Genomic DNA, 23,370 nt, shown 5'->3' on the forward strand with positions numbered 1-23,370 from the left:
CCCCCTTCTTCCCTCTGTGAGGCAACATGCGCTGTGTCATCGCCCGTTTCCCGTTCGACCTGACCAAGAGTGGTGTCCTGGAGTCGATGAAGGGCCCTTCGGGCCGGGGGGCCTGCGCTTCGCTCCGGACTAGCTCCGGCTGCGCTGCGCTCCACCGGAGCAGGCCGGCTTCGCCGGCCTCAGGGCTCCCGCGCTCCGCGCGGGAGGTGACCCCGTTTCACGGGGTCCGGGCCTCAGGCCCGTTGGGCGGGTCCGCTCCGCTCCCCCACCCCGGCCCTTCCGGCTCCGCCTCCAGGGCCAAGGCCCGCTACGCGGACCAGCTGGCAACAGTAGGGGGCCGGCGGGGCTCCCCTCGCCCGTCTCAGGAGGTGCTCCCGTTTCACTGGGCCGGGTCTTCGGCTTCGCCTCCATGTCGCCATCTCTCTAGCTGACGCCCTGGGCGTTCAAAACGGCTGTCAGATACTGCATCGAAGCCGGGGCACACCCGACCAGCACCACAGCATCACCATCGCGGCACTCGGCCACCAGCCAGCCGTGCTGCACCAACCGGGAATCCGTACGGCCTCTCGACCGGACCCCAACCAACTCCCACCGCGCCGCGGGAAGTGGACTTCGATGAAGGTCCCTGAACTCCGTCGGCGAGGCATGAAGCGTGGAACCCGCAGCCCAGAGGAAGACCAACGCCTCATCCCGGCAGTACGGACGGTCACCAAGGACGCAGGCAACGAAACTCACCTCCGCCCCCTCCGCGAAACTCCGGGCCTTCCTCCTGGCCCTGCGCTTCTCATGGCCCCACGTCAGCAGACCGCCGAAAACGAGCTCCAGCAAGAAACCCAGCACGCGCCACCCCCGTCGGCCTCGACCCTCCAGCTGCAATCCAAACAGGCGCAACCAAAGACCACACTCCTCCCCAAGGAGGAGTGCAGGACACGGTCCTTTACGCGGACAGCCAGGAGGAGAGGTAGGCGTCCTCCCCCTTAAGGCTCCCCCAGCACTTGAGATGCTTCAATCTGTCACCCGGATAGGCTCAGGAATACGGCCAAAGTGCCACACCAGCCGGACACCCCAGGCAAACGATTGCAGAGCCTCAGCGCGGAGGCTGAAGCTCACGCAGGCCGTAGTCCGGTGGCAGCCATCCCTTCTTCCGCCTGTCGATGGTCTTCCGCGTGTGCGGAGGCGGGTACGGGCAGCCCTGCATCAGATCGGGTTCAGCCCTGGCCCACGCAAGGCCGTAATGGGCGGTACACACAGGCCAGATGGTCTTCGCAGGCTCCTTCGGAGTCGGCGTCGTCCCTCGCCGAGTCCGGTGCAGCTTGGGGCGCGGTGGCTGGGGCGGGCGCAGCCTGCAGTCCTCGGCAAAGGACGTCAAGGACGGCAACCCCTCGCCTCCCAGCGAATCGTGGAACAGCGGTCCGCCCGTGCCGGCCCCGATCCGCCGGAGGAGAGCGGCTGCCCTCAACAGGGGACGGGCCCAGGCGGGAACAGGGTGGGTCATGCAGCCCCGGCGCAGCCCCTGGTCGTGAAGCGTGATCGTCGTGCCGTCCGGGCCCAGATCGCGGACGTGCGCGGTGGCAAGCTGGGTGGTGGAAGCCGCGGTGAACGTGGCTGTGGCGAGCTGAGCTGCCAGGTACGGGTGCGCCGTCCCGCGGTGAAGGCGCCACGCCACCTCCGCCTCAGTGACCGACGGCACCGGCGCGAAGAAGTCCCGGTCCACCGCCATTGGCGCGGCGCAGCGGCACGGGCCAGTCGCGTCGTCGAAGGCCTTGAGGGTGGTCAGGGCGGGCAGGCTGATCCAGCGGTTCGCCAACGGCCTCGCTGTATGCGGTGCCTGGCGCTCCGGGATGGCAGGCTCGGCCTCGGGCAGCAGGGCGGAGGCCTCGGCGATGCTGTGGTCCACCTGGCGCAGTTCGCGTTCCAGGAATGCCCGCATGGCCCGGTGGTGGCAGACCAGAACCAGGCGGACACCGGTGCGCCGGCGCAGGGTGAGGAGGTCTCTGAAGCGGTGCGGGGTGAGCAGGTGGGCGCGCAGCAGGGTCAGGTGGGTGATGGGGGTGGCAAGGATCCAGGCCGCCGCGATCGCCCAGGCCGGGGCTGGGTCGAGGTGGCGGTAGCCAGCCAGGGGGACGGGCTTGCCCAGGGCCGCGAGGATGTCGTGGGCGAGCGTGATCGCGGCGTCGGTCCCCGGGGTCGGATGAACGGTGAGGCGACCGTGCTGCGGGGAGTGGGAGGCCAGGGCGGCCCGGGTGTGGACCACGTCGTCGTAGGGGTCCAGGACCACCGTGACCGGCGGCGGGTTCGGGCAGTCCAGCACCTCAGGCCACCACCGGGCGCTGGCGCAGCTTGCTGTAGGACCAGCGCAGCAGGTCCTCGTCCAGGATCCGTCCGGACTCCTTCATCCCGGCGGTCAGGTGATGGGTGATCTTCGCCCAGGCCCGGAAGTTGCCGTGCGCGGCCTCGTCATCGCACATCGCGATCAAGTCCAGGTCCGCGTCCGCCCACACAGGATGAAAGGCCGGGATGACGGTGAGGACCTCCTCCACCGGCATAGGCTCGATCTCCTGCCACGCGTACACGCGGGACTCCAGCATCGGCTCGCTCTGCAGCATCTCGAAACAGCCGTCCCCGCCCGTGAACACGATCGTCAGGTCCGAGCCGATGTCATCCCACCAATAGCGCAGGTACTCGAAACACATCTTCGACAGCCACTGCGCCTCGTCACAGACCAGGACGTGCGTCTCCTCCAGAGCGCCGCGCAGCATCCGGTCGAACTCGATCGGCTGCCCCGGCGGGCGGCCCTGCAGACCGAGAGCGTGGAACAGCTCGTGGCGCAGGTCGCGGGTCGAGGGGCGGGAGCGGAACTGGATCCGACGTGTCAACTTCGGCGCGAGCTCACGCAGCGAGGTGTTCACCGCCAACGACTTGCCCCGGCCCGCCTGCCCGTAGATACAGATCATGGCTCTGGCCTCGATCGCGGCACGGATGTTCTCCCGCACCATCAGCAGGGCACGCGTGGAAACCACCTGGGCGCCCGGCAGACGCATGAAGTGGTCCTCCCGCTCACGCGGCAGACGTCCCTGTCGCTCAGCAGACACCATCGCTCAACACTCCCCGCTGTCGTTATGCGCATCAGCCGCTCCAGACCGCCCGCCATCGGCTGCCTGCCCGGCATCCGTTTACGAGTCGGCCGCGCGGCGAGGGCGGACAACCGGACGCGCCCAGGAGGCCGGGGGCTCACGGGGAGGGATCAAGTCCGGCAGCGCCCGCGCCGCCAGATCCGCGCCCCTTGACCGGGCGATCTCTGCCTCGGCCTCCGAGGAAGTGACCGTGCGCCGCGGACGGGGCACAGCAGCCGTCGTCGTAGCGGTGTAGCGGGCCTTGCGCAGCTTCTCCGCCGCTTTCAGATCCGCTTTCAGCGCGCGGGCCTTCTTCTCCCTGACCGAACTCAGCGCACGGCGCTGCTCCACCGTCGCCGCCTCCGCGAGATAGGCGGTCCCGAGGTGCCGGCCCCACTCCTCGGTGGAGAACACCTCGATCTGCCCGTCGTAGTGCGGCAGATACCGCAGCCGGACCCGCATGCCGACGTGCCCGGCCATCCACGGCGCGATATCTGCAGGTGTTCTGGACGGATCAGGGGCAGATCGCCGTGAACGCGGCAGCGAACGTGGCCTGCTGGTGCGAGACCAACCACGCCACCCATGACATCGACGAACTCGCACTGGTTGTCGACGAGGGGACGTCACTGGCCCAGGCGTTTGCGGCCGGCTCTGAGCGACTGGTCGGCTGGCTGGTGGATCCGCATGATGCGGACTACTGGCGGAACCGAGCGGCCCTGCCGCCCCGCTGAACGCTCAGGTGACATCGTCCTCGTTGCAGGCGGCGAGGCCGAGCGGGTCGCTGTATCGGAGCGGGTTATCGACGTAGGTGTAGGGGTTGGGGGCCGGGTCCAGTCCGAGGGGGTCGAGGGAGAGGTAGCGGGCGGTTTGGGGGTCGTAGTACCGGAAGTAGTTGTGGTGGAGTTCGCTTTCCGGGTCGTAGTACTGCCCGGGGAAGCGCAGTGGTGTGTAGGCCGTGGCGTCCCGGTTCCAGGTGGTGGTTCCCCACACGGCCGAGCGGGTGTGCCAGGCGATCTGTCCGGTCTCGTCGACGAGTTCGGTGGGTGTACCGATCTGGTCGGTGACGATGGCGAAGAAGCGCTGGTCCAGGACGCTCTGCGGGGCGTCGGCGAGGCGTTTGGTCTCGGTCTGGGCGAGCGGGGTTGTGCCGTCGTGGTCCCAGGTCAGGGTGAGCGCTTCCGGTGACGCCAGCCGCCGGGTGGTCTGTTCGGTGAGGGTGGTGCCGTCCCAGGTGAAGAGGGTCTCTTCCACGGCCGTGTTGCCGTCGTCGCCGAGGCGTTGCTTGGCGGTCCGACGGCCGAGGGGGTCGTAGAGGTAGCGCCAGCGGGTGCCGTCGGGGGTGGTGACGGCGGTGAGCCGGTCCTCGGCGTCCCAGCTGTAGTGCCAGGTGTCGGGTTTGCGGGACAGACGGGTGTGCTGCCGCATCACCACCCTGCCCTGGTCGTCGTGCTCGTAGCGCAGATGGCCGGCCCGGGTGAGGAGCGATCCGTTGTAGGTGCGCTGGCCGCGCGCGTGGGCGTGTGGGTGGTTGTGGGGCCAGGTGGCGTGGGTCTGGTTGCCGTCCTGGTCGTAGGTGTATGTCTCCCTCCAGCCGTCGGCTTCGACCTGGGTGACGCGGCCGGCTTGGTCGAGGGTGTAGGAACGGTGCCCGGTGCGGCGGTCTGTGATGGCGGTGGGTGTGCCGTCGGCGCGGTAGGTGTACCCCCGTTCCACGGGGGCTTGGCCCGGTGCGGGAGTGGTGAGGAGCTGGTGGCTGAGCAGGCCTTGTGGGTCCCAGGTGTGCTGGAGGGTGAAGACGTCGTCGAGCCGGCGCGTGGTCTCCCGGCCCATGGCGTTGTGTTCGAAAGTCAGCGTGTGGCCGGCGGTGGTGAGCCCGGTTCGGCGGCCCGTGGTGCTGTCGTACCGGTAGGTGGTGACGGCGCCGGAGGGAGTGGTGCGTGCTGTCCGTCGGCCGGCGGCGTCGCAGTGGGTGGTCAGGGTGCGTCCGTCGACGGTTTCGGTGACGAGGCGGCCCGCCGGGTCGTAGCCCAGCTCGAGTGTGGAGTCGGGGCCGACGGCGTGGGTCAGTCGTCCGCAGGGGTCGTTGGTGTAGGTCACCCTCCGGCCGTCGAGGTCTTTCTCGACGAGGTTTCCCACGCTGTCGTACTGGTAGTGGACTTGCTGGCCGGCTGCGTTGGTGCGAGCCACAAGCTGGTCGGCTGCGTCGTAGGCGTAGGTGACCGTGCGGCCGTCGAAGTCTGATTCGCAGACCAGCCGTCCTGCGCCGTCGTACCGGTATGTCCAAGTCAGTCCCTGGGGGCTGACGACGTGGGTGAGGCGCAGCTCGGTGTCGTGGCGGTAGGTGTACCGGGCGCCGTCGGGTGCCACGCGGAGGATGGGGAGGTCGAAGTGGCCGTACTCGAACGTGGTGGTCTGCCCGAGGGGGTCGGTGTAGGTGGTGCAGTTGCCTTCTCCGTCGAAGCTCCACCGCTCGGTTGCGCCCTGGGGGGTCGTGCGGGAGGTGAGAAGGCCTTCGGTCGACCAGGCGAAGGAGGTGGTGGCGCCCAGGGGGTTGGTGACCTGGACCAGGCGGCCGAAGGGGTCGTAGTCGTGCCGGGTGGTCGAGCCCGCGGCGTCGATGACGGAAAGTGGCAGCCCCGCGGTGTTGCGGGTGATGTTCACGGTGAGCCCGACCGCGTCCGTGACGGAGGTGACGGCGCCGCGCCCGTCGTAGGTGTAGCGGGTGGTCGCGCCCGCCGGGTCGGTCAGCGCGATGCGGTTGCCTGCCGTGTCGTAGTGGTGGTGCCAGATGGCACCGTCGGGCTCGGTCAGCGTGGCGGGCAGCCCCAGGTCGTTGTAGGTGACCGTGGTGCGCCGGCCGTCGGCCCGGATGAGTTCCACTGGCCGTCCGGCGGTGTCGTGGGCGAGGCGGGTGGTCTGGCCGAGGGCATCGGTGACGGAGATGATGCGGTCGTGGGCGTCGAGCTCTGTGCAGGTGGTGTGGCCCATGGGGTCGGTGGTGGCGACGACCTGAAGGCGCTCGTTGAGCTGGAAGGTTGTCGTGGCGCCGACCGAGTCGGTGTAGCGGGTGATGCGGGCGTCGGTGTCGTAGGCGAAGACCGAGGAGAGGAAGCCTTCGGGGCCGACGGTCTGCACCACGCGGCCGGCCGCGTCGTAGACGTAGGTGAAGGTTGAGTCGTTGCGGTCGGTCCACGAGGTGATCCGGCCGTGGGCGTCGTAGGTGAAGCACAGCGGCAGCCCGGAGGAGTTGGTGACCGTCGTCAGGTCGCCGATCTCGTCGTAGCCGTAGGAGAGCAGGGTGACCGGATCCTGCGGGGAGGTCAGCGTCAGCGTGGTGATGCGTCCGCCGTCGCTGCCGATCCTGATCTGGTAGCCGCCGTCATGGCTGACGGTGACCGGGGTTCCGTCGGTGCGGCGGGCGATGGTGATGCCGTTGCCGTGCCGGTCCCGGATCTCGCTGAGCCAGTACGCGGTTGATGCGTTGTACGGGCTGCCCGAGAAGCAGCGGGACATACCGGTGTCGGGGTCGGTGACGGTGAACGTCGTCGAGGCGTGGGTCTCGCCGCTGTGAACGAGAGGCAGGCGAGGGCCCTCGAGGGGGAATACCGGCTCCTCTCCGGCACCCGGCACCCGGCACCCGGCACGCGCGGATAGATGAGCAGGGAGCCGTCCTCGCGGGCCCAGATGAGACCGCCGGCGAGGGGGTCGGTCTCCAGCCGCTCGTCCAGAGTAGAGGCCCAGCTCCGTCCGAACCACTGCCCGTACCGGTACTCGGAAAGATGAGTTCGGTGCAATACCAGCGGCAGCGTTCCCGGAAGCGACACATCGGTCTGCGGCAGCGTCATCTCGCCGGTGGCGATGTCGATCGGATCGTTCTTGCAGGTTTCCCACTCAGCGGTATGGAATGCCGGCGAGCGTCGTCCCGGGCGCCACGCAGCGAGTTTGGCCTGGTCCGTGCCCCGTCACTGCCCCGGTTGCCGCGCCGGCTGTCGTCAGGGCCCTTGGCCCTTTCGCTGCCGTCGTCGCCGCGGTCCTTGCGCAGGCGGGCGAACCGGTCGCGGAGCGCGTCATCGGTGTTCTTGTGTCCGACGGATATCTGCTTGACGGCCTTGGGTAGGGTCTTGCCGACGTGATCCCCCATCGCTCGGGTAGCTTTCGTCAGGGCGCTGACCGCCTTGTCCGGGACGGTGTCAATGGCCTGGGCGATGGAGTCCCGGCCACGGGTCCGGTTGTGGGCCGACTTTGCCTTGTGGATCTTCGAGGTCGTCTTGCCGTGGATATTGGTACTGACGCCGTGCAGCTTGCCGCCTGCGTCCCGGTGCTCGGCGTGGTCGATGAACAGGTCCGTCAGCCCCGTCCCCGTCCCCGTCCCGCTTCCGCCGCCCGCAGAGGCGAGATGCAAGGCCTCCTTTCCGGACTGGACGCCGTCGTTGAACCCGTCCTTGCCCGCGTCCTTGGCCTGGTCGACGTCGACCCCGTCCTGCAAGCCGATCGCCACCGCACCGAGCTGCACGACGAGGTCGGCGGCGATGCCCTCCAAGGCGGCAACGGCAGGTTCGGCCATCGCGGCGACGATGTAGCCGACAGCCTCCTCCACACACTCCTTGATCAGCCGCTTGACGGCCTCCTGCGTCAAGCGCATCGCACCCGCGCCGAGCAGCGCCGACAACCCGCCCGTGATCGGTATCGCAGCGATCGCGATACCCGCCTCCGCAGCCAGGTAGCCCAGCTGCACGATCGCGGCCAGCTTCATCGCCTCGACCGCTCCCGCGGCGGAATCCATCGCCCCCGCGATCACCCGCGCCGCATCGGCAATGTCCTTGAAATGCTTGTCCTTTACCTTGGCCCAGTGCTTGTCGAGCGCCTGGATCGACTCGCCGTCACTGGCAGAAATCAGCCGCTGAACATGATTGTTGGCCAGCTGCCCATCATCGGCCAGGTCCTCGGCGAACTCCCGCAGGGCATCGGCCATGTCGCGGTAGGCGTCCTCGTCCACATTCGGCCACGCGACACCGATGACATCGAGGAGGGTGTCAGCCCAGTCCGGAACCGTAACCGCCATACCGCTGCAACCCCCGACCGAAGATGATCAACAAACCGGACTGTCCTATCACGGGATCCAAAGCTCCAGCCAATCAGCGAGACCGGATCAAACCGAACCCAGCCAGCTCACGAGCCGAAGAACCTCGCGCACCCGAAGCCGGCGGATGGATCTGGACCCCGACAGGCAGGGAGATGAGCCACTGTCACCACGACGCAACGCCGAGGTCACCGGTGATGACGCCGACCTAGCCGGTCAGCGCCCGCCCGGACCGCCTGCCGGCGCAGCCCAGTCCTGATCAACACCAAGCCCTCAACACGCCCGCCCCTGGCGACCGGCCGTCCGCGCCCTCGAGCACGCGGCCTCCCCACCTCGTCAGTGGCGGGAGAGGCCAACCGCAGGTGCGGTTTATTGGCATGTGGTGTAGCCGCGGCAGCCGTTGGACCGCCAAGAACAGCGTGCTGCCTGACCCCACCGGGCGCGGTCAGTGTGAGGGAGCCGGAGCAGTTGTTGAGCCGCTGGCCATGTCCGGCCCGGTCCAGGCCGAACCGGCGCCGCAGGAATCCGGGCCGCGCAGGCGGTGGCGGGCGGGCCGGCCTGACCCGGTAGACCGCGGCGGGCACACCCAGGTTCGGGTGTCGCCCTCCGCCATGTGCCGGGTCAGGCCCGCCGGCCGTCCGTCATCAGCTCGAAATCGGTCGCCCAGCACCCAACGGATGGCCTGTGACCACGACACACGCCGGGGCGCTCAGACGTCGGTGTCACGGGCTCCCGTTAGTCAGCCTTCGGTGGCACGTGGCCAAACTCCGGTGGGCACGGTGTGCTCATGGTGGGTTTTGAGATCACGGACGTCTGTCGGTCAGCCGGCTTGTGCGTAGGCTTCAGAGATCGGTGCGACAACCCAGGCTTCTTCGGCAGGGGCGGATGGGGCGTTCGGAGCGACCCGCAGGCCGGTGACCGCTTCATCTGGTTGCGTACCGGCCTCTGAAAGGATCTCCTTTCTTGCGTCGGCCTGCCTGGCCTTGGCCAAATCGGGAAGGTGCAGGCCGCTGCGGCGTGTGCGCCGGGTGACGGTCGGCGTCTGGGGTTCCAGGAGGGTGCTGGGGGGCACGACGACGATTCCGGTCTCCGGCTGGGCGCTCGGCTCGACGGGCGGATCCCCCGCGAGGAGCAGTGACAGCAGGACGGTGGTGGACTTGGTGGTGAGGATCTCGGCTGCTTCCTGAAGGCGGTGCTGCTGGTCCACGGGGAGGGAGAGGGCGAGGCATTCGGCCTGGCCGTTGCCGAGGTAGAGAGGGAGGGGGACCGCGACGCACACCTCGCGGGTGGAGTACTCCTGCCGGTCGAACTGGGGAGCGCGGGGCCCTCGTCCGTCGAGGTCGTGGAAGAGAGTCCGGTGGTCGGTGATGGTGCGTGAGGTCAGTCTGGCCGCCCGGTGTCGGGACAGGTGGTCCATGCGCTGCTCGTAGGACAGCTGGGCGAGAAGGCTCTTTCCAACGGCGCTGGCATGAGCGGAGGCGCTGAAGTCGACCCACTCGTAGACACGCGGGGCGTCTGGGCCATCGGAGAATCGGGAGATGGAGACTTCACCGTCGATGTAGCCGCTGACGTACACGGCGGCGCCGACGGCGTCACGCAGGGCCGCCAGGGTCTGCTGCATTGCGTGTTCCGAGCGTCCGCCTTCGCGTACGGACAGCTCCAGGAGTGCGGGGCCGGGTGTGTAGCCGCCGTCGGCGAGACGGGCGGCCAGGCGCCGGCGGTAGAGCCAGCCGAGAAGCTGTTCCAGTACGGCCTTGGGCAGGCTGGTGGCCTTGACGAGTTCCGCCGGGCTGAGTGCCACGGTGGAGCCGTTGAGGGTGTGCAGGATCCTCAGGGCCCGCTCGACGGAACGCCACTGGCCGGGGGCGGGCCCTCGGCCCGGTACCTGCCGTGCGGCGACCGACAGCTGTGGGGCGCGCAGCGGGAATGCCGACCACAGCGCGCTGCGCCCTGGGGAGGTGTCGGTGACGGGCCAGGTGGGCGGTGTCTGTTCTGTGGTGTCGGCTGAGGCAGGCGGCTCGGTCGGCCTGGTCTGGCCGGGCCGGGTGCCGCGCATCGGCAGCAGCGGCTGCAGCGCCGGCAGGTCAGCATCGTGAGGGGCGTCGCTGTTGGCGAACGTGCCGGAGGTCGCGGAGTCCGCGGTGGGGGCGATGCCCAGCGCGGCTCGGATCTCGTCGATGAACTCCGGGTCCTGGACCATGGCAAAGGCCACGTCTCCTTCGCTGTTCTGCCCGGTGACCTGGGCGAGAAGGAGTTGTGCGTCGCCGTGGCCCAGGCGGGCGGCCTCGGCAACCAGGAAGTGGACGTCTTCGCGTCCGTCCTTGCCGTATTCGCGGTGAATGACGACCGCGAGGCGGAAAACCGCGCCGGGGTGTTCGTGCTCGACGGCGTCGCCCAGCCAGTTCGCCGCTGCCTCGAGCTCGTCCCGTCGCAGGGCTTTCGACAGCAGCCGGTAGCAGGAGTTGGCGTGCGACCTCTCCTCGCTCTGTGTCTGGGGGCAGCCGTCCGTCGGCTGGCCCCAGTCTCCGTCGGGCCGGTCCCAGAAGTCCGGAGGCCCGCTCAGCTCGGACAGCAGAGCGGTGAGCCCGGCTGGGACTTCCGGCGCCGGGCCCTGGCCGCAGTATCCCTGGTACCTGCTCTCATCACTCACCTGATGTCCTCTTCCCCGCGCCGCTGTCCCCGTGCCGCAGTTGTCCCCGCAGCCCGAGGCGAATATGCCCATGGAGCTTGCGGCGCAGCTCCCGGATCGCCTTGCTGCGCTGCACCCGAACCTGGACCAGCGATTTCCCCAGTACGGCCGCGATCTCCTTGTCCGCCGCCCCGCTACTCTGCAGCTCCACCACCTTCCGGTACTGGGTGTCGTCCAGCTCCTGAATCGCGGGAACCACGACCTCTTTCAGCGCATACAACTCGTCCGCCCGCCTCAGCGCGCGCCGGGTGCGCAGCCGGTCCAGCTCCTCCTCGCCGACCAGGGCAAGCCGGTCGGCCCGGAACTTGTCAACGGCCAGATTGCGGGCGGCGACCAGCAGGTAGCCCATGACATTGCGGCCCGGTACGGCTCTGCGCTCCAGGCACTTCTTCGTCGTGGTGATGAACGCTTCCTGTGCGACGTCCTTGCACTGCTCCACCGACATGCCGGGGAAGCACTTGCACAGATGGCGCACGGCCTGCTTCATGTAGGCCGGGTAGCAGTCCAGCAGCCGCTGCCCGACCCCTCCCTCCAGGCGCAGTCCCGCTTCGCCGGAGTCACCGTCCGCTACCACAGACCGGGCTCCCCGCCGCGCGCTGGTGACACGGCCGGCACGGCGGAAGAAGTGACCGTCACCACCGCGTACCCGCTCAGGACATCAACGCGCACGGCCCACGGGTCGGTACCGTCGCACGCGGCGCAGCCCGGCGACCCGGCCGTGGACACCGCGTCCTCGGGCGGCGCGGTACGGGCGAGGCGCCCGCGCGAACCCACGGCCCAGGACCGGCGCCATACGGCGCCTAGCGCGTGGACCGCGCTCAAAGCGGCCGGGACCAGCCCAACCCACTCCCAGGACGATGTCATGCAGGGGCTCCCGATCTCATCGATGGTCGCGACGCCGAACGCGCCGTCACCCAGTGACGAATCCGGGAGGCAGAAGATAAACGGCTGATCACAAGAGATCGAAACTGCGTGATCACGACACCGGTAAGAGCGAAACACGGCTGTGACAGGGCGAACCATGACTGCCACCAGCAACCACTCGGCTGCGAGCCCGTCAACCCCTTCCAGAAGAAGGCGCGGCAGGACCCCGCGTCGTACGAGCGCGCGACTGCGCACGGGCCCCGCGCACCGGCCGTCACACACCCGTGTCACCCACACAAAGCCCCGGGGGAGCGGCCGGTCCCGGCGCAGGTCAGAATGTGCGACAGGCGACCGGCGTCACACGCGAATGTGACACCGGTTGCGAACCGGACCACCTCTCCCGGCCCCCGGGAACGCAGCAGCGCGGGCCGCCACCGGGTGTGGTGACGGCCCGCGCTGGGGTTCGTCAAAGGCGGGCTCTCAGGCGGCGAGCCTCAAGTCCTCACAGCTCTGGCACATGGGGTTGCCTCCGCGTCTGTACCTCAACACGGCCGGTGGCTTCTTTGTACTTCGCTCAATCAGGGGCAGCAGGCGTGTCATCTGGGGGCCCAGAGTACGAGTGAGCCACGAGCGACGCAGCCGCGGTACACCACCCTGAGAACAGCGAACGGCGGCCTGCACGCCCCAACGGGAATCGTGCAGGCCGCGGCCGTCACGCAGCCACTACTTCGCCAGCAGCAACCAGCTCATCGGGAGGAAGCCGCCTATTTCGCTTGGCCCGGGGCTTACGTGGCGATATGTCTCGTCACGCCATACTTCTCAGCGCCTTTCTGGCCGCTTCCACGACTGCCGGCCAACGTCGCGAGGCGAGGTAGGCCGAGTCAGGCGCTTCACCCAGTTCGTCGATCAAGACGTCGAGCAGGTCCGCGAGCTCGCGCAGCACCCGTGCCTCGTTCTCGTTCCGGAGCACCTCTCCGACGACTGCCTCCGGGTCTTCCAGGGCGCGGGTGTCGTCGTACAGGACGTTGACCACCATGGTCAGGTCATCGACGGCGCCCCCCGGCTCGGGAGCTCCTGCCAGCCACACACGCTGTTGGTGCTCAGGACTGGCCAGGGACTGCAGCATCGCCACCACTTGCAGACGTGCGTTGGGGAACTCAACTCCGTCGTAGCTCACTGCGGGCTGTTCCAGTTCTTCCACTTCAACCAGTCCTCCAGCGGGATGTGGCCCATGTAGGCATTATCCTTGAGGGCGCCCTTGATCGGCTTTCCGTCGCGTCCGATGACATTTCCTCCGGAATTGATGACCACATGATCGACCTGCTGAAACAGCTGGGAGTTGTTGGGATTTCCCTTATCAATCCGGATCCCGTCCTGCTTCGGTCCCGGGAAGCGATAGCCGACTCCCTTTTTGGTCGGTTTCATGGAGCCGAATCCTTCGGGCACCTTTTGGAGCACTGTATCAGGCAGCCAGCCGTCGATCATCGTGACAGGGGGAGGCTCCGGCGCTTTGGTGCCGCCCTTCATTGCCTTCTTCACGATTTGCTTCAGAAAGGCAAGTCCGCCCGTCAGGAAGGAAGCCGTTTCCGCGACCTCTGCCGTGTCCTGATACTCCTTGGAGCCTACTTCTACGCCAGCGTCCTTCGCCTTTTCGCGGTATTTCTCTTGTATGCCGCAGTCTGCCCCGAACCAGCACCACGGCTCCGTCATATATTCAAGTGTGTCCAGGCTGCCGGCGAGAAAGTCGCCGAGTCCTCCGGCTACGTCCTTGGATGACTGTCCGAGCGACTTGGGGTTTTCAGGTTCGCTGTTGCTGCAGAGTCCGTAGTTGCGCTGAATGGCGGGGCAGTTGTCGCCGCCCGATGCACTGGCGTAGCTTGCGCTTCCGGAAGCGGAGAAACCTGATCGCGAGCTGGTGCGGGATGCACGATGGCCGGCCTGCTGTCGCTGCACCGTGTGAATGGTGGCGACGACGTACCGGACGACGGGGGTGATGAGCCGGATCAGTGCCGAGTAGAGCCACTTGCCGTCGGGGTCGGTGAAGGTGACCGGGTTGTTGTTGCTGTAGGCGTACCCGTTGATCTGTTGCGGGTCCTTCAGGTCCGCGATCGGGTCGGCGCTGATGAAGCGGCCGGTCGTTGAGTCGTACTCACGTGCGCCAAGGTGGGTAAGACCTGTGGGGTCTTGGGTTCCGCCCACGAAGCCCTTGTCGCCTGTCCACTTGCTGGGTCCAGTGCCTCGCTTCTCACCGAAGGGCTGCATGTGCCGCCGGGTGACCGTCTGGGTTGACGCGTCGATCTGGACGCTTGCTGTGCCGTTGTGATCGGCGCTCATCCAGGTCAGCGACTGGGGCGTCCGCACGGCGACGACTTGGCCGCCGTGGGCGTAGTAGCGCGTCGCCTCGACCTTGCCGGTCGCCTTGTTGTGGCGCAGCTCGGTCTCGCCGAGATAGAGCGTGGTGCCTGTGGCGTCGCGTCGGATGAACCGGTTGCCGTTGGCGTCGTTGAGGAACGACGTCTGGGAGCTGTCGGCCTCGGTCACCTTGCTGAGGTTGTTCTCCGCTCCCCATTCGAGGGTTTGTGTCTTAGCCCCGATGGTTCGCTTGGTGGTGTTGCCGGAGGCGTCGTAGGTGTAGTTCGTGGCCGGGGCCGCGGGGTTCGCGGGGCTGGTCTTGGTGGAGGCCAGCAGGTGCGGCCGGAGGTTGTCCTCGGCGGTGCGCTGGTCGTAGGTGTAGGCCGTGGTTGCCGGGCCGCCTGTGGCGAGGTGGTCGGTCACGGTCTTGCGGTTGCCGGCGCTGTCGTAGGTGTACGACTTCCAGTACGGTGCGAGGCCTCCGACGCCGGTCGTGGTCGGTGTGGTGGCGCAGTCGGTCTTGGCCGTCCATGCACTCTTCAGACGCCGGTGGCCGTCGTAGGTGAAGCACTGCTTGTCACCGGCGGTGGTTGAGCGGTCGTCGATCTCCACCGGGTTGCCGGCCGGATCGTAGCGGTAGTACGTGTCCGAGTCCGTGGAGCTGTTGGACTCGGACGCCACGGTCTGCCTCGCCAGCCGCTTGGTGCCGTCTTCGTAGGAGGTGTTGATCTCCGTCCACTTGGCGGACGAGGAGACACCCAGGGTGAGGCGGATGCGCTCGCCGGCGGGCAGGTAGTCCGTGCTGCGGACGATGCCGGTCAGGCCTTGCAGCGTGTTGGGCAGGCGCTGGCTGTTGTACCCGTAGGTGAGTACCTCCTGCGCGATACCGCCCATGGCCGGGATGATCCGCTTCTGCGGGGTTCCGTCCAGGTTGTAGGCGTTGGTGATGGTGTAGGTGCCTGTGCCTGCCACCAGTCCCTCGCTGGTGCTGATGGTGTATTGCTCCTTCAGCACGCGGTAGAGAGGGTCGTATGCAGCGTTGGTGATCGCGTAGACCTTGCCGCTCTTGCCGCCCTCGTAGCGGATCGAGGAGGTCGTCTGTCCAAGAGCGATGGTGTCGTACGACCAGCGGGCCAGGTACTTCGTCTCGTCGATCGTCGGCGTACCGCTGACGACCGGGATACGGCCTGAGAGCCGGCCGGTCGGGCGCCCCAGCACGTCGTAGGTGTGGCTGAGGATGTTGCCGTTGCCGTCCTTGGTGACGCTGACCTGGTCGAGCTGGTTGTACTCCTTGTTGGATTTTCCGGCGTCGGGGTCAGTGGAGCTCGTCGGGCGGCCCAGGAAGTCGTAGCTGTACTCCCAGGTGTTGCCGTCGTTGTCCTGCACCTTGGTCAGCTGGTCGGCACGGCCGTAGGAGTGGCTGAGACGGGTGTAGGTACCCGTGGCCTTGTTGCCGTCGTATTCCCGCTTCTCGGCGAGTCGGCCCCGGCTGTCCACTTCTTCACGCACGGCGGACGCACCGGTCGGCGGTTCGACCGTGGTTGCGTTGCCCTCGTACGTCGTTGTGGTGCGGGAGTGCTCCTTTCCACGGGCCAGGATGATCTCGGCCGTGGGTCGGCCCGCGCCGTCGTAGACCTTCCGGGTACCGGCGGGAGAGGCGGTCAGCAGTGTGGCGAGTTGACCGGACGGGGCGGTCGCGTCGATGTAGTCCGCCGAGGACTCGGCCTCGAGGCCGCGGCCGTCGTACTTGGTCTCCGCGATGACACGTCCTCCGCCCACCGCAGCGGGCGTCTGGATCTGACGCGGCCGGAGCAGCGCGTCGTAGATGGCGTACTCGGTCTGGTAGGTGGTGCCGTCGTTGTTGAGCGACTTGGTGGCCACCCAGGAGGCGTCCGAGCGGTTGATCTGGTATTCGAACTTGCGGTTGGGAGTGTGTTCTGCGGCGCGGTCGCGGTCGGCGAGCCAGACGTCGGTCAGACGGCCGAGTGCGTCATAGGCGCTCTCGGTGCGCTTTCCGTTCGGGTCGATGCTGACGGTGTTGGAGCCCCAGTCGGGTGCGATCTCCGTGGTCACCGTGTGCCCGAGGGCGTTTACCTCCTTCTTGCCGGTCAGCGGGCCGCCGGTGGCCGGCGTGTACTCGATGTGGTTTGTGCGGGTTCCGTCGGTGTTCCACTGGTCGGTAAGACGGCCGAGGTCGTCGTACTTTGCCGTGGCCGCAGTCTGCAGCTGGGCAGTGGCACCGCTGTATCCGGTGACGCGCTGCTGCGCGGTGACGTCACCCTTGGAGGGCGCGGTCCCCCATGCCTGTCCGTCGTAGGACGCCCGGACGTCGGAGATCACATGCGTGGTGTTGGGGTCTCCGGTGCGGTTCGGCGTCACATCGCAGCCGACCGAGACCTTCTCCACGCGTTTGATGGAGGTGAGCAGCCAGTCGGTGGTGTTCTTGGCGTACTCGGTGCGCGTGCAGTCCTTCTCCCCACCCCCCTCGGTCTCCACGGTCAGCGGCTGGCCGCTGTCGGTGTCGTAGGTGTGCGTGATCGTCGAGGTGATCTCGCCGCCGTCGGGAATCGGGGTGCGCTTGATCTCCTTCCCGGTGCGCGTCATGTAGGCGCGTACGGTGCCGTAGGCGTGGGTGGCGGTGGCGGTGTTCCGCGACCATGGGGTGATGATGGTGCCGGAGATCTCGGTGCCGGCAGTGCCGTTGTAGGTGATCTGCTCACGCACCTGCCCGGCGTACTGCTTCTCGTCGTTGACCGCCGTGCCCTTGGAGTCGGTGAGCGTTTCGGTGCGGGTGGTGCCGTCGAGCTGCTTGTCGCCGTGCATGCCCCGATAGAAGAGGCTGGTCGACTTGGAGCGGGTACCTGCGGCCTCACCGGTGGTGGTGGTGACCTTCTCGTAGCCGCGCCAGATGCCCCAGGTGCGGTACTTGGCGGGGGTGATGGGCGACTGGTCGTCGTACGCCCAGGCGCCGCCGCCGGTGTAGGTGTAGTCGGTCTGCTTCAGCGGCGCGCCGCCGGTCGGATCGGACTCGGTGACCTGGGTGACGACGTACTTGTGGAACCAGTCGGTACGCGGCTGCGGGTCGGTCCCCGGCGTCGGGTTGGACGGCGGGATCCACTTGACCGGGTAGCAGCGCTTGGTGTTGTTGTCGAGTGCGGACGGAATGTTGGTGTCGGCGACGCACTCGGGGTCGGAGTAGGTGGCGGTGAGGACCGAGCCGGTCTCGGAGGTGATGGCCCGTACACGCCACTTGATGAAGGGTGCGACGTCGTCGCCGGTCTTGTCGACGCGGTTGTGGAGCTGGATGCCGGAGAAAGTGATGGCCGGCAGGGTGATGGGCGTTCCGGACTTGCCGGTGTGCTGGATGGACTTCAGCCACAGGCCGGCGTTCGAGCCGTCACCGGGGTCCGGGAAGGACTGCTGGAGCCCCCAGTGGTTGACGTCGCGATAGTCGGTGTCAGCGCCGGTACCGCTGCCCTTGTAGACCTGGGTGGTGACGCCGGTGAGGCGCTTGCGGGAGAAGAAGGACGGGGCCGGCTGGTCGGTGCAGACGGTGTCCTTCTTGCAGATCTGGTCGTAGGGGACGTCCGGCCAGGCGTTGCGGTTGGTCTCGGTCAGCGAGCTGCAGGTCTCCCCGCCGCTGACCGGGATGCAGCGTTCGGCGACGGTGAACTTCACGCGTGCCGCGGCCGGCTGGGTGGTGGAGAAGATGGCGTCGGTGCGCTGGCCGTAGTCGATGCGCTTGAGGTAGCCGCCGCGGACGTATTCCGTGCCGTTGCCCGTGGTGCCGTCCTTGGCGTAGGAGTTCAGCTCCTTGCTGTACCAGTACGTCATGGCGTTGCCGTGCGGGTCGACGACGTAGTCGAGGTTCCAGCGCCAGGCCTGGGTCTTGGCGCGGGCCGAGAAGGTGGTGCCGGCGTCGTAGCCGGGCTCGCCTGAGTCGTCGCCGAAGACGGGCGCGGTCCACACCGAGTTGGTTTCGGGCTTGCCGGTGGCCCATCCGGGGAGGCGGTTCTTGCCGAAGACGTACTGAGTGCCGTCGGTGGTGGTGACCGTCCAGTGTTCGCCGTCGTCGTCGCCGTTGGCCGCGCCGGTGGTGCGCACGACGCGTTCGCCGTCGTCGCCCTGGAGGCGCCAGGTGCCCTTGGCCTTGTCGAGTTGGATCAGGGTGCTGGACTTGCCGTTCAAGACGATGGAGGCGTTGTCCTCCTTCCAGCACTGGTCGGACTTCTTGTCCTGTCCGTCGTCGTCACACGATCCGTAGGAACGCTCGATGTACGAGGTCGGCAGGTCGAAGCCCTCACCGACCCAGGACGGCTGGGCGCTGGTGGAGGAGGTCCGGCCGTCGACGCTCTGCGCCGAGTAGCCGATCGCCACAGACGGGGTGGGCCCGGCAGCGGGCGGCACGACGTCCATGGGATACGACCATGTGAAGTCGCCGTTCGAGCCGCCGCCTGACCAGGTCGCCGATGCCGACAGCGGGGTGGCTTCGTAGGTGCCCTGGTCCGAGGACGTGCCGGCGGAGGCCGCGAGGACCATGAAGGCGCTGGCGCTGGCACCGGGTGCTGGTGCGGCTTGCTTGGGCGTGGTCACCTGGGCGGTGACGGTCTGTTCGGCTGCGTCGTTCTCAGACGGCAGGGGCGTGGTGGTGCGGCACTCTGCCTTCTCCGGGGTGGTGAGGGCACAGGCCGGCAGTTCCACCATGCGCAAGCGGGAGGCCCAGTTGCCGCTGTAGGCATGGGCGAAGCCGCTGTAGTCGAGCGCGACGGACAGCCCGGACGGGTCCGTCTTGCCGTCCGCCCTGCGCACGGTGAGGACAACGCCTTCGATGCCGAGCTTGGATGTCGTGGCGCGGTCGAGAACCCGCACCTCGGCCTTGGCAGGCGCAGGGTCGGTCGTGCGGGCGGTCAGGCTGCTCCGGGCGCTGGCGGCCTGACCGGTCTTGGCTGGCAAGGACTGTCCGAGGGTGACGGGCAGGCTGCCGGCCTTGGCCTCGGTGTTCGGCTGGGCGGGGACGGTGGCGCTCACGACACCGGGCGTCGGCCATTCGGTCTTTCGTGCCGCTCGCGCATGCGTGCGGGCGGCGGCCTCCTGTGTGGGGTCGGGGGGCGTCGCGTTCTTGGCCTTGAACAGTCCCGCCTTGCCGATGTCGGGCTTCTGTAGGGCGCTGTGGTCGCGTTCATAGGTTTGCGCTGGGGCTGCGGTCAGCAACGTGGTGACGATGGCCGTGGTCACAGGGAGGGCGACTGCCGCTATGCGGCGGCGGCTGGCCTTCCTCCATGACCACGACGGCACGCGTCGTGTACCGGTCAAAGGAACGTTTCTCGCATTCTTGGCGGCGGTGGTGGGGCGGGCATGTGCCCGGCCCACCACCGCGCGTGGCTGGAACGGTGTGAAGAGGAAAAGGGTGTGCGTGTCGGGTCGTCAGCCGATGTCGACCGGCGGCTCGTCGACGGTCGCGAGCAGGGTGATCTCCGCCTCGGAGAGCACGCCGGCGTAGACGCGCATGTCATCGAGCTGCCCGTACAGTCGGTTGCCCAGTGTTCCGGTGTCGTGTCGGCGGGCCTGGCCGATCATGAGCGGCTGGTCGGACTGGAAGACGCTGTCGACGAAGACACCGTTTTCGTCGCCCTCTCGCACACCGGCGAGGTAGAGCTTGGCGGACTGGTTGACCGAGTCGTACACGCCGACCACGTGGATCCAGTTGCCCGGCGGGTTCACCTGTTCCGAGGCAACGGTCGCTGCCGGGCCGTCCAGGACATCGGTTTCGTAGACACCGAAGTTCCAGTCACCGACCGATTCACCGATCTCCTGGCGGTACCAGAGGCGGAAGGCGTTTCGCTGGGACCCGGGATGCGAGAAGACGGTGGGCGCGCGAGCCCTTGTGGTCTCCTCCAGGTCGGCAGCATCCAGGTAGGCCCAGCCTGCCACGGTGAAGCTTCCGGAGTCATCCAGGGGCACAGTGGTGGTGGCGAATCCGTCCTTGTCGGTCGGCAGATTCAGCACCTTGCCGTGGGCCGGGTCGTCCGCCGCGCCGAAGGCCGCGCCCGATTCGAGCTGAAGGGGGTTGCCCCGGCCGGACTCATCCGCCGCGGTGCTGCCGGAGGCGTTGTCCATGGTCCAGTGGGCCAGCAGCGCCGCCTGGGGATTGCCCGTGTCGGGATTCTCCATGTTGGCCTGCGCCCACAGGTCATCGGGGAACACCACGCGGTTCCACGCCTGGACGTGGTCGAGGTCGCCCTTGAAGTAGCTGCCAGGAGTTCCGTCGGTGCCCTTCATCCGTCCGATCTCGAACGGGCCCGTTCCCGCCCACGGTGTCGTATAGGCCTTGGTCGCCTCGAGCCGGCCGTTGACATACAGCCGCAGCTGCTCCGCGTCACGGTCGTACACCGCGAGCAGGTGCGTCCACGCTCCGACAACTCCGGGGCGCTGAGAGAGGGCGTTCACGATGCTCGTGCCGTCCTCGCTCCAGCGGTTGAACCCCCACCGGTCGTAGGTGCTGGAGTAGTACACCTGGAAGGCGCCGACCTTCGCACCGTTTTGATTGACCACCGTGCTGAGCTTGTCGCGGCTGCCGAGCCTCGCCCAGGCCGAGACCGAGAAACTGTTGGTGGTGTCCACGACGGGCGCGGACGTGGCCGCATAGGCGGTGGTGCCGTTCAGACGCAGGCCGCCCCCCAAACGGGCAGGAGATGTCCAGGCTGCACCACCAGCGAGAGTCACAGCGTGGCTGGAGCCGGCAGCGTTGCTGCCCGAGCCGTCCAGCTTCCACACAGCCCGAGGGCTGGAAGGCCGGGCAACCTTGAACAGATAGTCCACGCTCTCGCTGACATTTCCGGCGAGGTCGACCGTCTGGACACGCAAGACGTTCGTCAGGCGCTTGGTCGGGGTGACCTTGATCTCGTAGCTCGAGGTGTTGGCGGTGAACCTCTCGCTCTCCAGCAGGGTGCCGTTGAGCCAGACGTCGTACCTCCGCACGTCACTGGCTCCCGCGGCAATCTTGAAGAGGCCGGTCTGCCCCACACTTCCCGTCTCCGGCGAGCTCGTGCAGGTCGTCCCGGCGCACTGCGGATACTCCGCGGAGGTCACCTTGGGCTTGGGCGGGGCGGTGACATCGACCTTGAAGTAGCAGTAACTGGACCACGGGCCGTACAGGTAGCTCGTCGTGCCGGCCCAGCTGTACCGGTACTGGGTTCGCGCCCGGAACTTGTACGTCGTACCGCTCGTCAGCGTCGGAGTCGGCTGTGAGCCCGCGGTACCGCTGGCCGTCCAGGTATCCGGGCTCAGGTTGGTCGCAGTGGTACTGGAGCCCGCATACAGCTCGAAGTTCGGACGCAGGACTGCACTCGCCCCGTCTACCGAAGTGGGGGTGGCCGTCATGCGCAGTGTCGTGTCGCGGATCAGTGCCGGTGACGTGGACGCTGAGCATGCCACGTTCGGCTCCGACAGCTTCACCGAGGAAGGAGCGTTCGTCGGGGGAGAGACATACGTGATGGACAGCCTCGGCTTGCGGTCCGTCGTCGCCCGGTCGTCCGCTGGTGACAGGAACTGCTTCCACGCGATCGGGTCCGTGCTGCTCGCCGTCAGACCGAGCGTGGTCGTGGTCGACTTCGCCTTGGCCGTGTACGCGACGGCTGCTGTGGCATCGAACTCCACATCACCATCGGGGCAGCTCGAGGAGTGCCCCTTCGCCGCTGAGACCTTGGTGATGTAGGACCAGCCGGTCGGCGGGTTGTTCCACGTGGTGGAGCCGGAGATCGGGTTGGTGCGGTAGAGGTTGACGTCTCTCTTGCTGCAGTTGGCCGACCAAATCTCGTACGCGGAGAACGTCGCATGGACGATCGTCTTGCCCGCGACCCGTCGGGTGTCGAACTGGAACAGCGACTTCGCCTGCTTGTTGTCCACGTAGGCGTCGTATCCGACGCCCAGGGCGTGGGACGTCTTCCAGAAGGACGTGCCCTGCGAACTGGACCAGATCGTCGTCCACCCGGTCAGTGTGGCACTGACCGCCGGCGGGTCGATCACGATCGGGTAGGCGGTGTCGGCAGCCGACAAGAAGGCACGGTCAGGGGTGAGTGACAGCGCGCCCTCTGTCATGGAAACGCCGGCGACCGCTGTGCGTGCTCCGGGCTCCGGAAGCACAGCGTCCTCCGCGCCGGACGGCTCGTTCGTAGCCGTGAAGGCAGCATGCTGAACGCTGCGCGGGGCAGTCGCAGCAGCAGGCGCTGCCGCGGGGGCGGCAGCAGAGTCCCACATCAGTGCGGCGCTGCTCGAGAAGACCGCATGTCCACCCGCATCGAGCAGGGAAACACTGCCACTGTCCGACGTTTGGACGGACAGGCCGGTCGTCCGGACGGGGAAGCGAATCGCCGCGAGGGCTGGGTCCGTGGCGGCCTTGCGCGAGTGCACCACGAGGTTCTGGGTGAAACCGTCAGGGCGAACCTGCACCACCAGGTCCACATCGGGACGCACCGACTCGTAGACAGCCATCGAGCCCGACACCTTCGGCGAGGGCAGCTTCCACGGCGATCCGAGCTCGTATGTCTTGCCATCGCGTGTGATGGTGGCCAGCGGCGCGGCGCCACCGCCGGAGAGAACCACGTCCTGAGCTGCCCTGGGAACCAGCCGGCCGTCCGCCCGAGCGACGAGCGAGGTATCGATCGGCATCCATCTCCCGTCCTTGCGGACGCGTTCGGGCACAGGCGAGGACTCGACCGTGAACGTCCCGTCGCTGTTCGCAAAGACCTGATTGGTGTCGTTCGTCAGCGACTCGACCTCGACCCGCTGCCCCTTGGCCACAGCCTGCTCGGAAGCCTTCTGCTCCGCCGACTTCACCGGCAGGTCATCGTCCTGCCAGAACGCCTTGCCCCGCGCCGCATCGTCAGCGGGCTTGCCTGACGTCGCCTCCCGTGCCTCGACCGCCTGGTCCGCCGCAGTGGCAGACCAGGCAGCCGGGAGCACCGAGCTGAACAACGCCCCAACAGCAAGCACAACCACTGCGCTTGCCGCCCTCCCCCGCACCGCGCCTCCACGGTGCCTACGTCTATTCACACGTACTCACAATCTAAATTTCGTAAGGAACAGAAACCGCAGTGACGTCACTGCGTCGTCCGGAAAAGCTGGCGTCCGCGATGGCGGCATGGCCTCGATCGCACCGTCCGGCACGTCGCCTGCGCAACGAGCAGCGCGATCCTCGCTCTGCCGTGATCACAGAAACGGAAGGGCACGACGGACTGGCCCGCACGCACGGTCTAACCGAACGGGCTATCAGA

11 protein-coding genes and 1 pseudogene are annotated in these 23,370 nt (G+C 67.6%); 1 reads left to right on the forward strand and 11 read right to left on the reverse strand.

The annotated features are described in order from the left end of the window. Positions 1–1,087: 1,087 nt before the first annotated feature. The 3 genes from AB0447_RS33280 to AB0447_RS33290 all read right to left on the reverse strand — a co-directional run bounded on the left by AB0447_RS33280 (position 1,088) and on the right by AB0447_RS33290 (position 3,593). On the reverse strand, positions 1,088–2,311 hold the full coding sequence (locus tag AB0447_RS33280; RefSeq protein WP_366480641.1) for a hypothetical protein: 1,224 nt from the start codon (positions 2,309–2,311) through the stop codon (positions 1,088–1,090). Position 2,312: 1 nt separating this feature from the next. Then, positions 2,313–3,041, reverse strand: a complete 729-nt coding sequence (locus tag AB0447_RS33285) for an ATP-binding protein (protein WP_366480642.1) — start codon at positions 3,039–3,041, stop codon at positions 2,313–2,315. A 132-nt stretch (positions 3,042–3,173) separates the two neighbouring features. Further along, positions 3,174–3,593 carry a hypothetical protein gene (locus AB0447_RS33290; RefSeq protein WP_366480643.1) on the reverse strand — a complete coding sequence of 140 codons (420 nt, stop codon included), beginning with the start codon at positions 3,591–3,593 and terminating at the stop codon, positions 3,174–3,176. 20 nt (positions 3,594–3,613) lie between these two features. On the opposite strand from AB0447_RS33290, the gene AB0447_RS33295 reads away from it, so the two are divergent. Further along, complete coding sequence (locus tag AB0447_RS33295) at positions 3,614–3,844, forward strand: hypothetical protein (protein WP_366480644.1); 231 nt, start codon at positions 3,614–3,616, stop codon at positions 3,842–3,844. A 4-nt stretch (positions 3,845–3,848) separates the two neighbouring features. On the opposite strand, the gene AB0447_RS33300 is transcribed toward AB0447_RS33295, so the two are convergent. From AB0447_RS33300 to AB0447_RS33335, 8 genes and pseudogenes are all read right to left on the reverse strand, one after another. After that, on the reverse strand, positions 3,849–6,626 hold the full coding sequence (locus AB0447_RS33300; protein ID WP_366480645.1) for an RHS repeat-associated core domain-containing protein: 2,778 nt from the start codon (positions 6,624–6,626) through the stop codon (positions 3,849–3,851). A gap of 197 nt (positions 6,627–6,823) precedes the next feature. Then, positions 6,824–6,958 (reverse strand): annotated as a pseudogene (locus AB0447_RS33305) (DUF6531 domain-containing protein); the annotation flags it as partial. Continuing rightward, on the reverse strand, positions 6,955–8,175 hold the full coding sequence (locus AB0447_RS33310; RefSeq protein ID WP_366480646.1) for a hypothetical protein: 1,221 nt from the start codon (positions 8,173–8,175) through the stop codon (positions 6,955–6,957). The pseudogene AB0447_RS33305 and the gene AB0447_RS33310, both read right to left, overlap by 4 nt. Before the next feature lie 838 nt (positions 8,176–9,013). Further along, positions 9,014–10,843, reverse strand: coding sequence for an IclR family transcriptional regulator C-terminal domain-containing protein (locus AB0447_RS33315; RefSeq protein ID WP_366480647.1), 1,830 nt, complete (start codon positions 10,841–10,843; stop codon positions 9,014–9,016). Then, positions 10,836–11,456 carry a sigma-70 family RNA polymerase sigma factor gene (locus AB0447_RS33320; protein WP_366480648.1) on the reverse strand — a complete coding sequence of 207 codons (621 nt, stop codon included), beginning with the start codon at positions 11,454–11,456 and terminating at the stop codon, positions 10,836–10,838. Before AB0447_RS33320 ends, AB0447_RS33315 begins: the two co-directional genes overlap by 8 nt. A gap of 1,095 nt (positions 11,457–12,551) precedes the next feature. Continuing rightward, entirely contained in the window at positions 12,552–12,947 is a 396-nt protein-coding gene (locus AB0447_RS33325) for a hypothetical protein (protein WP_366480649.1), read from the reverse strand. Then, positions 12,920–19,126, reverse strand: coding sequence for an RHS repeat-associated core domain-containing protein (locus AB0447_RS33330; RefSeq protein WP_366480651.1), 6,207 nt, complete (start codon positions 19,124–19,126; stop codon positions 12,920–12,922). The genes AB0447_RS33325 and AB0447_RS33330 overlap by 28 nt, the downstream gene beginning before the upstream one ends. A 396-nt stretch (positions 19,127–19,522) precedes the next feature. Then, entirely contained in the window at positions 19,523–23,071 is a 3,549-nt protein-coding gene (locus AB0447_RS33335; protein WP_366480652.1) for a LamG-like jellyroll fold domain-containing protein, read from the reverse strand. Positions 23,072–23,370: the final 299 nt, after the last annotated feature.

This window comes from Streptomyces sp. NPDC051211 (assembly GCF_040689505.1).
GTDB lineage: Bacteria > Actinomycetota > Actinomycetes > Streptomycetales > Streptomycetaceae > Streptomyces.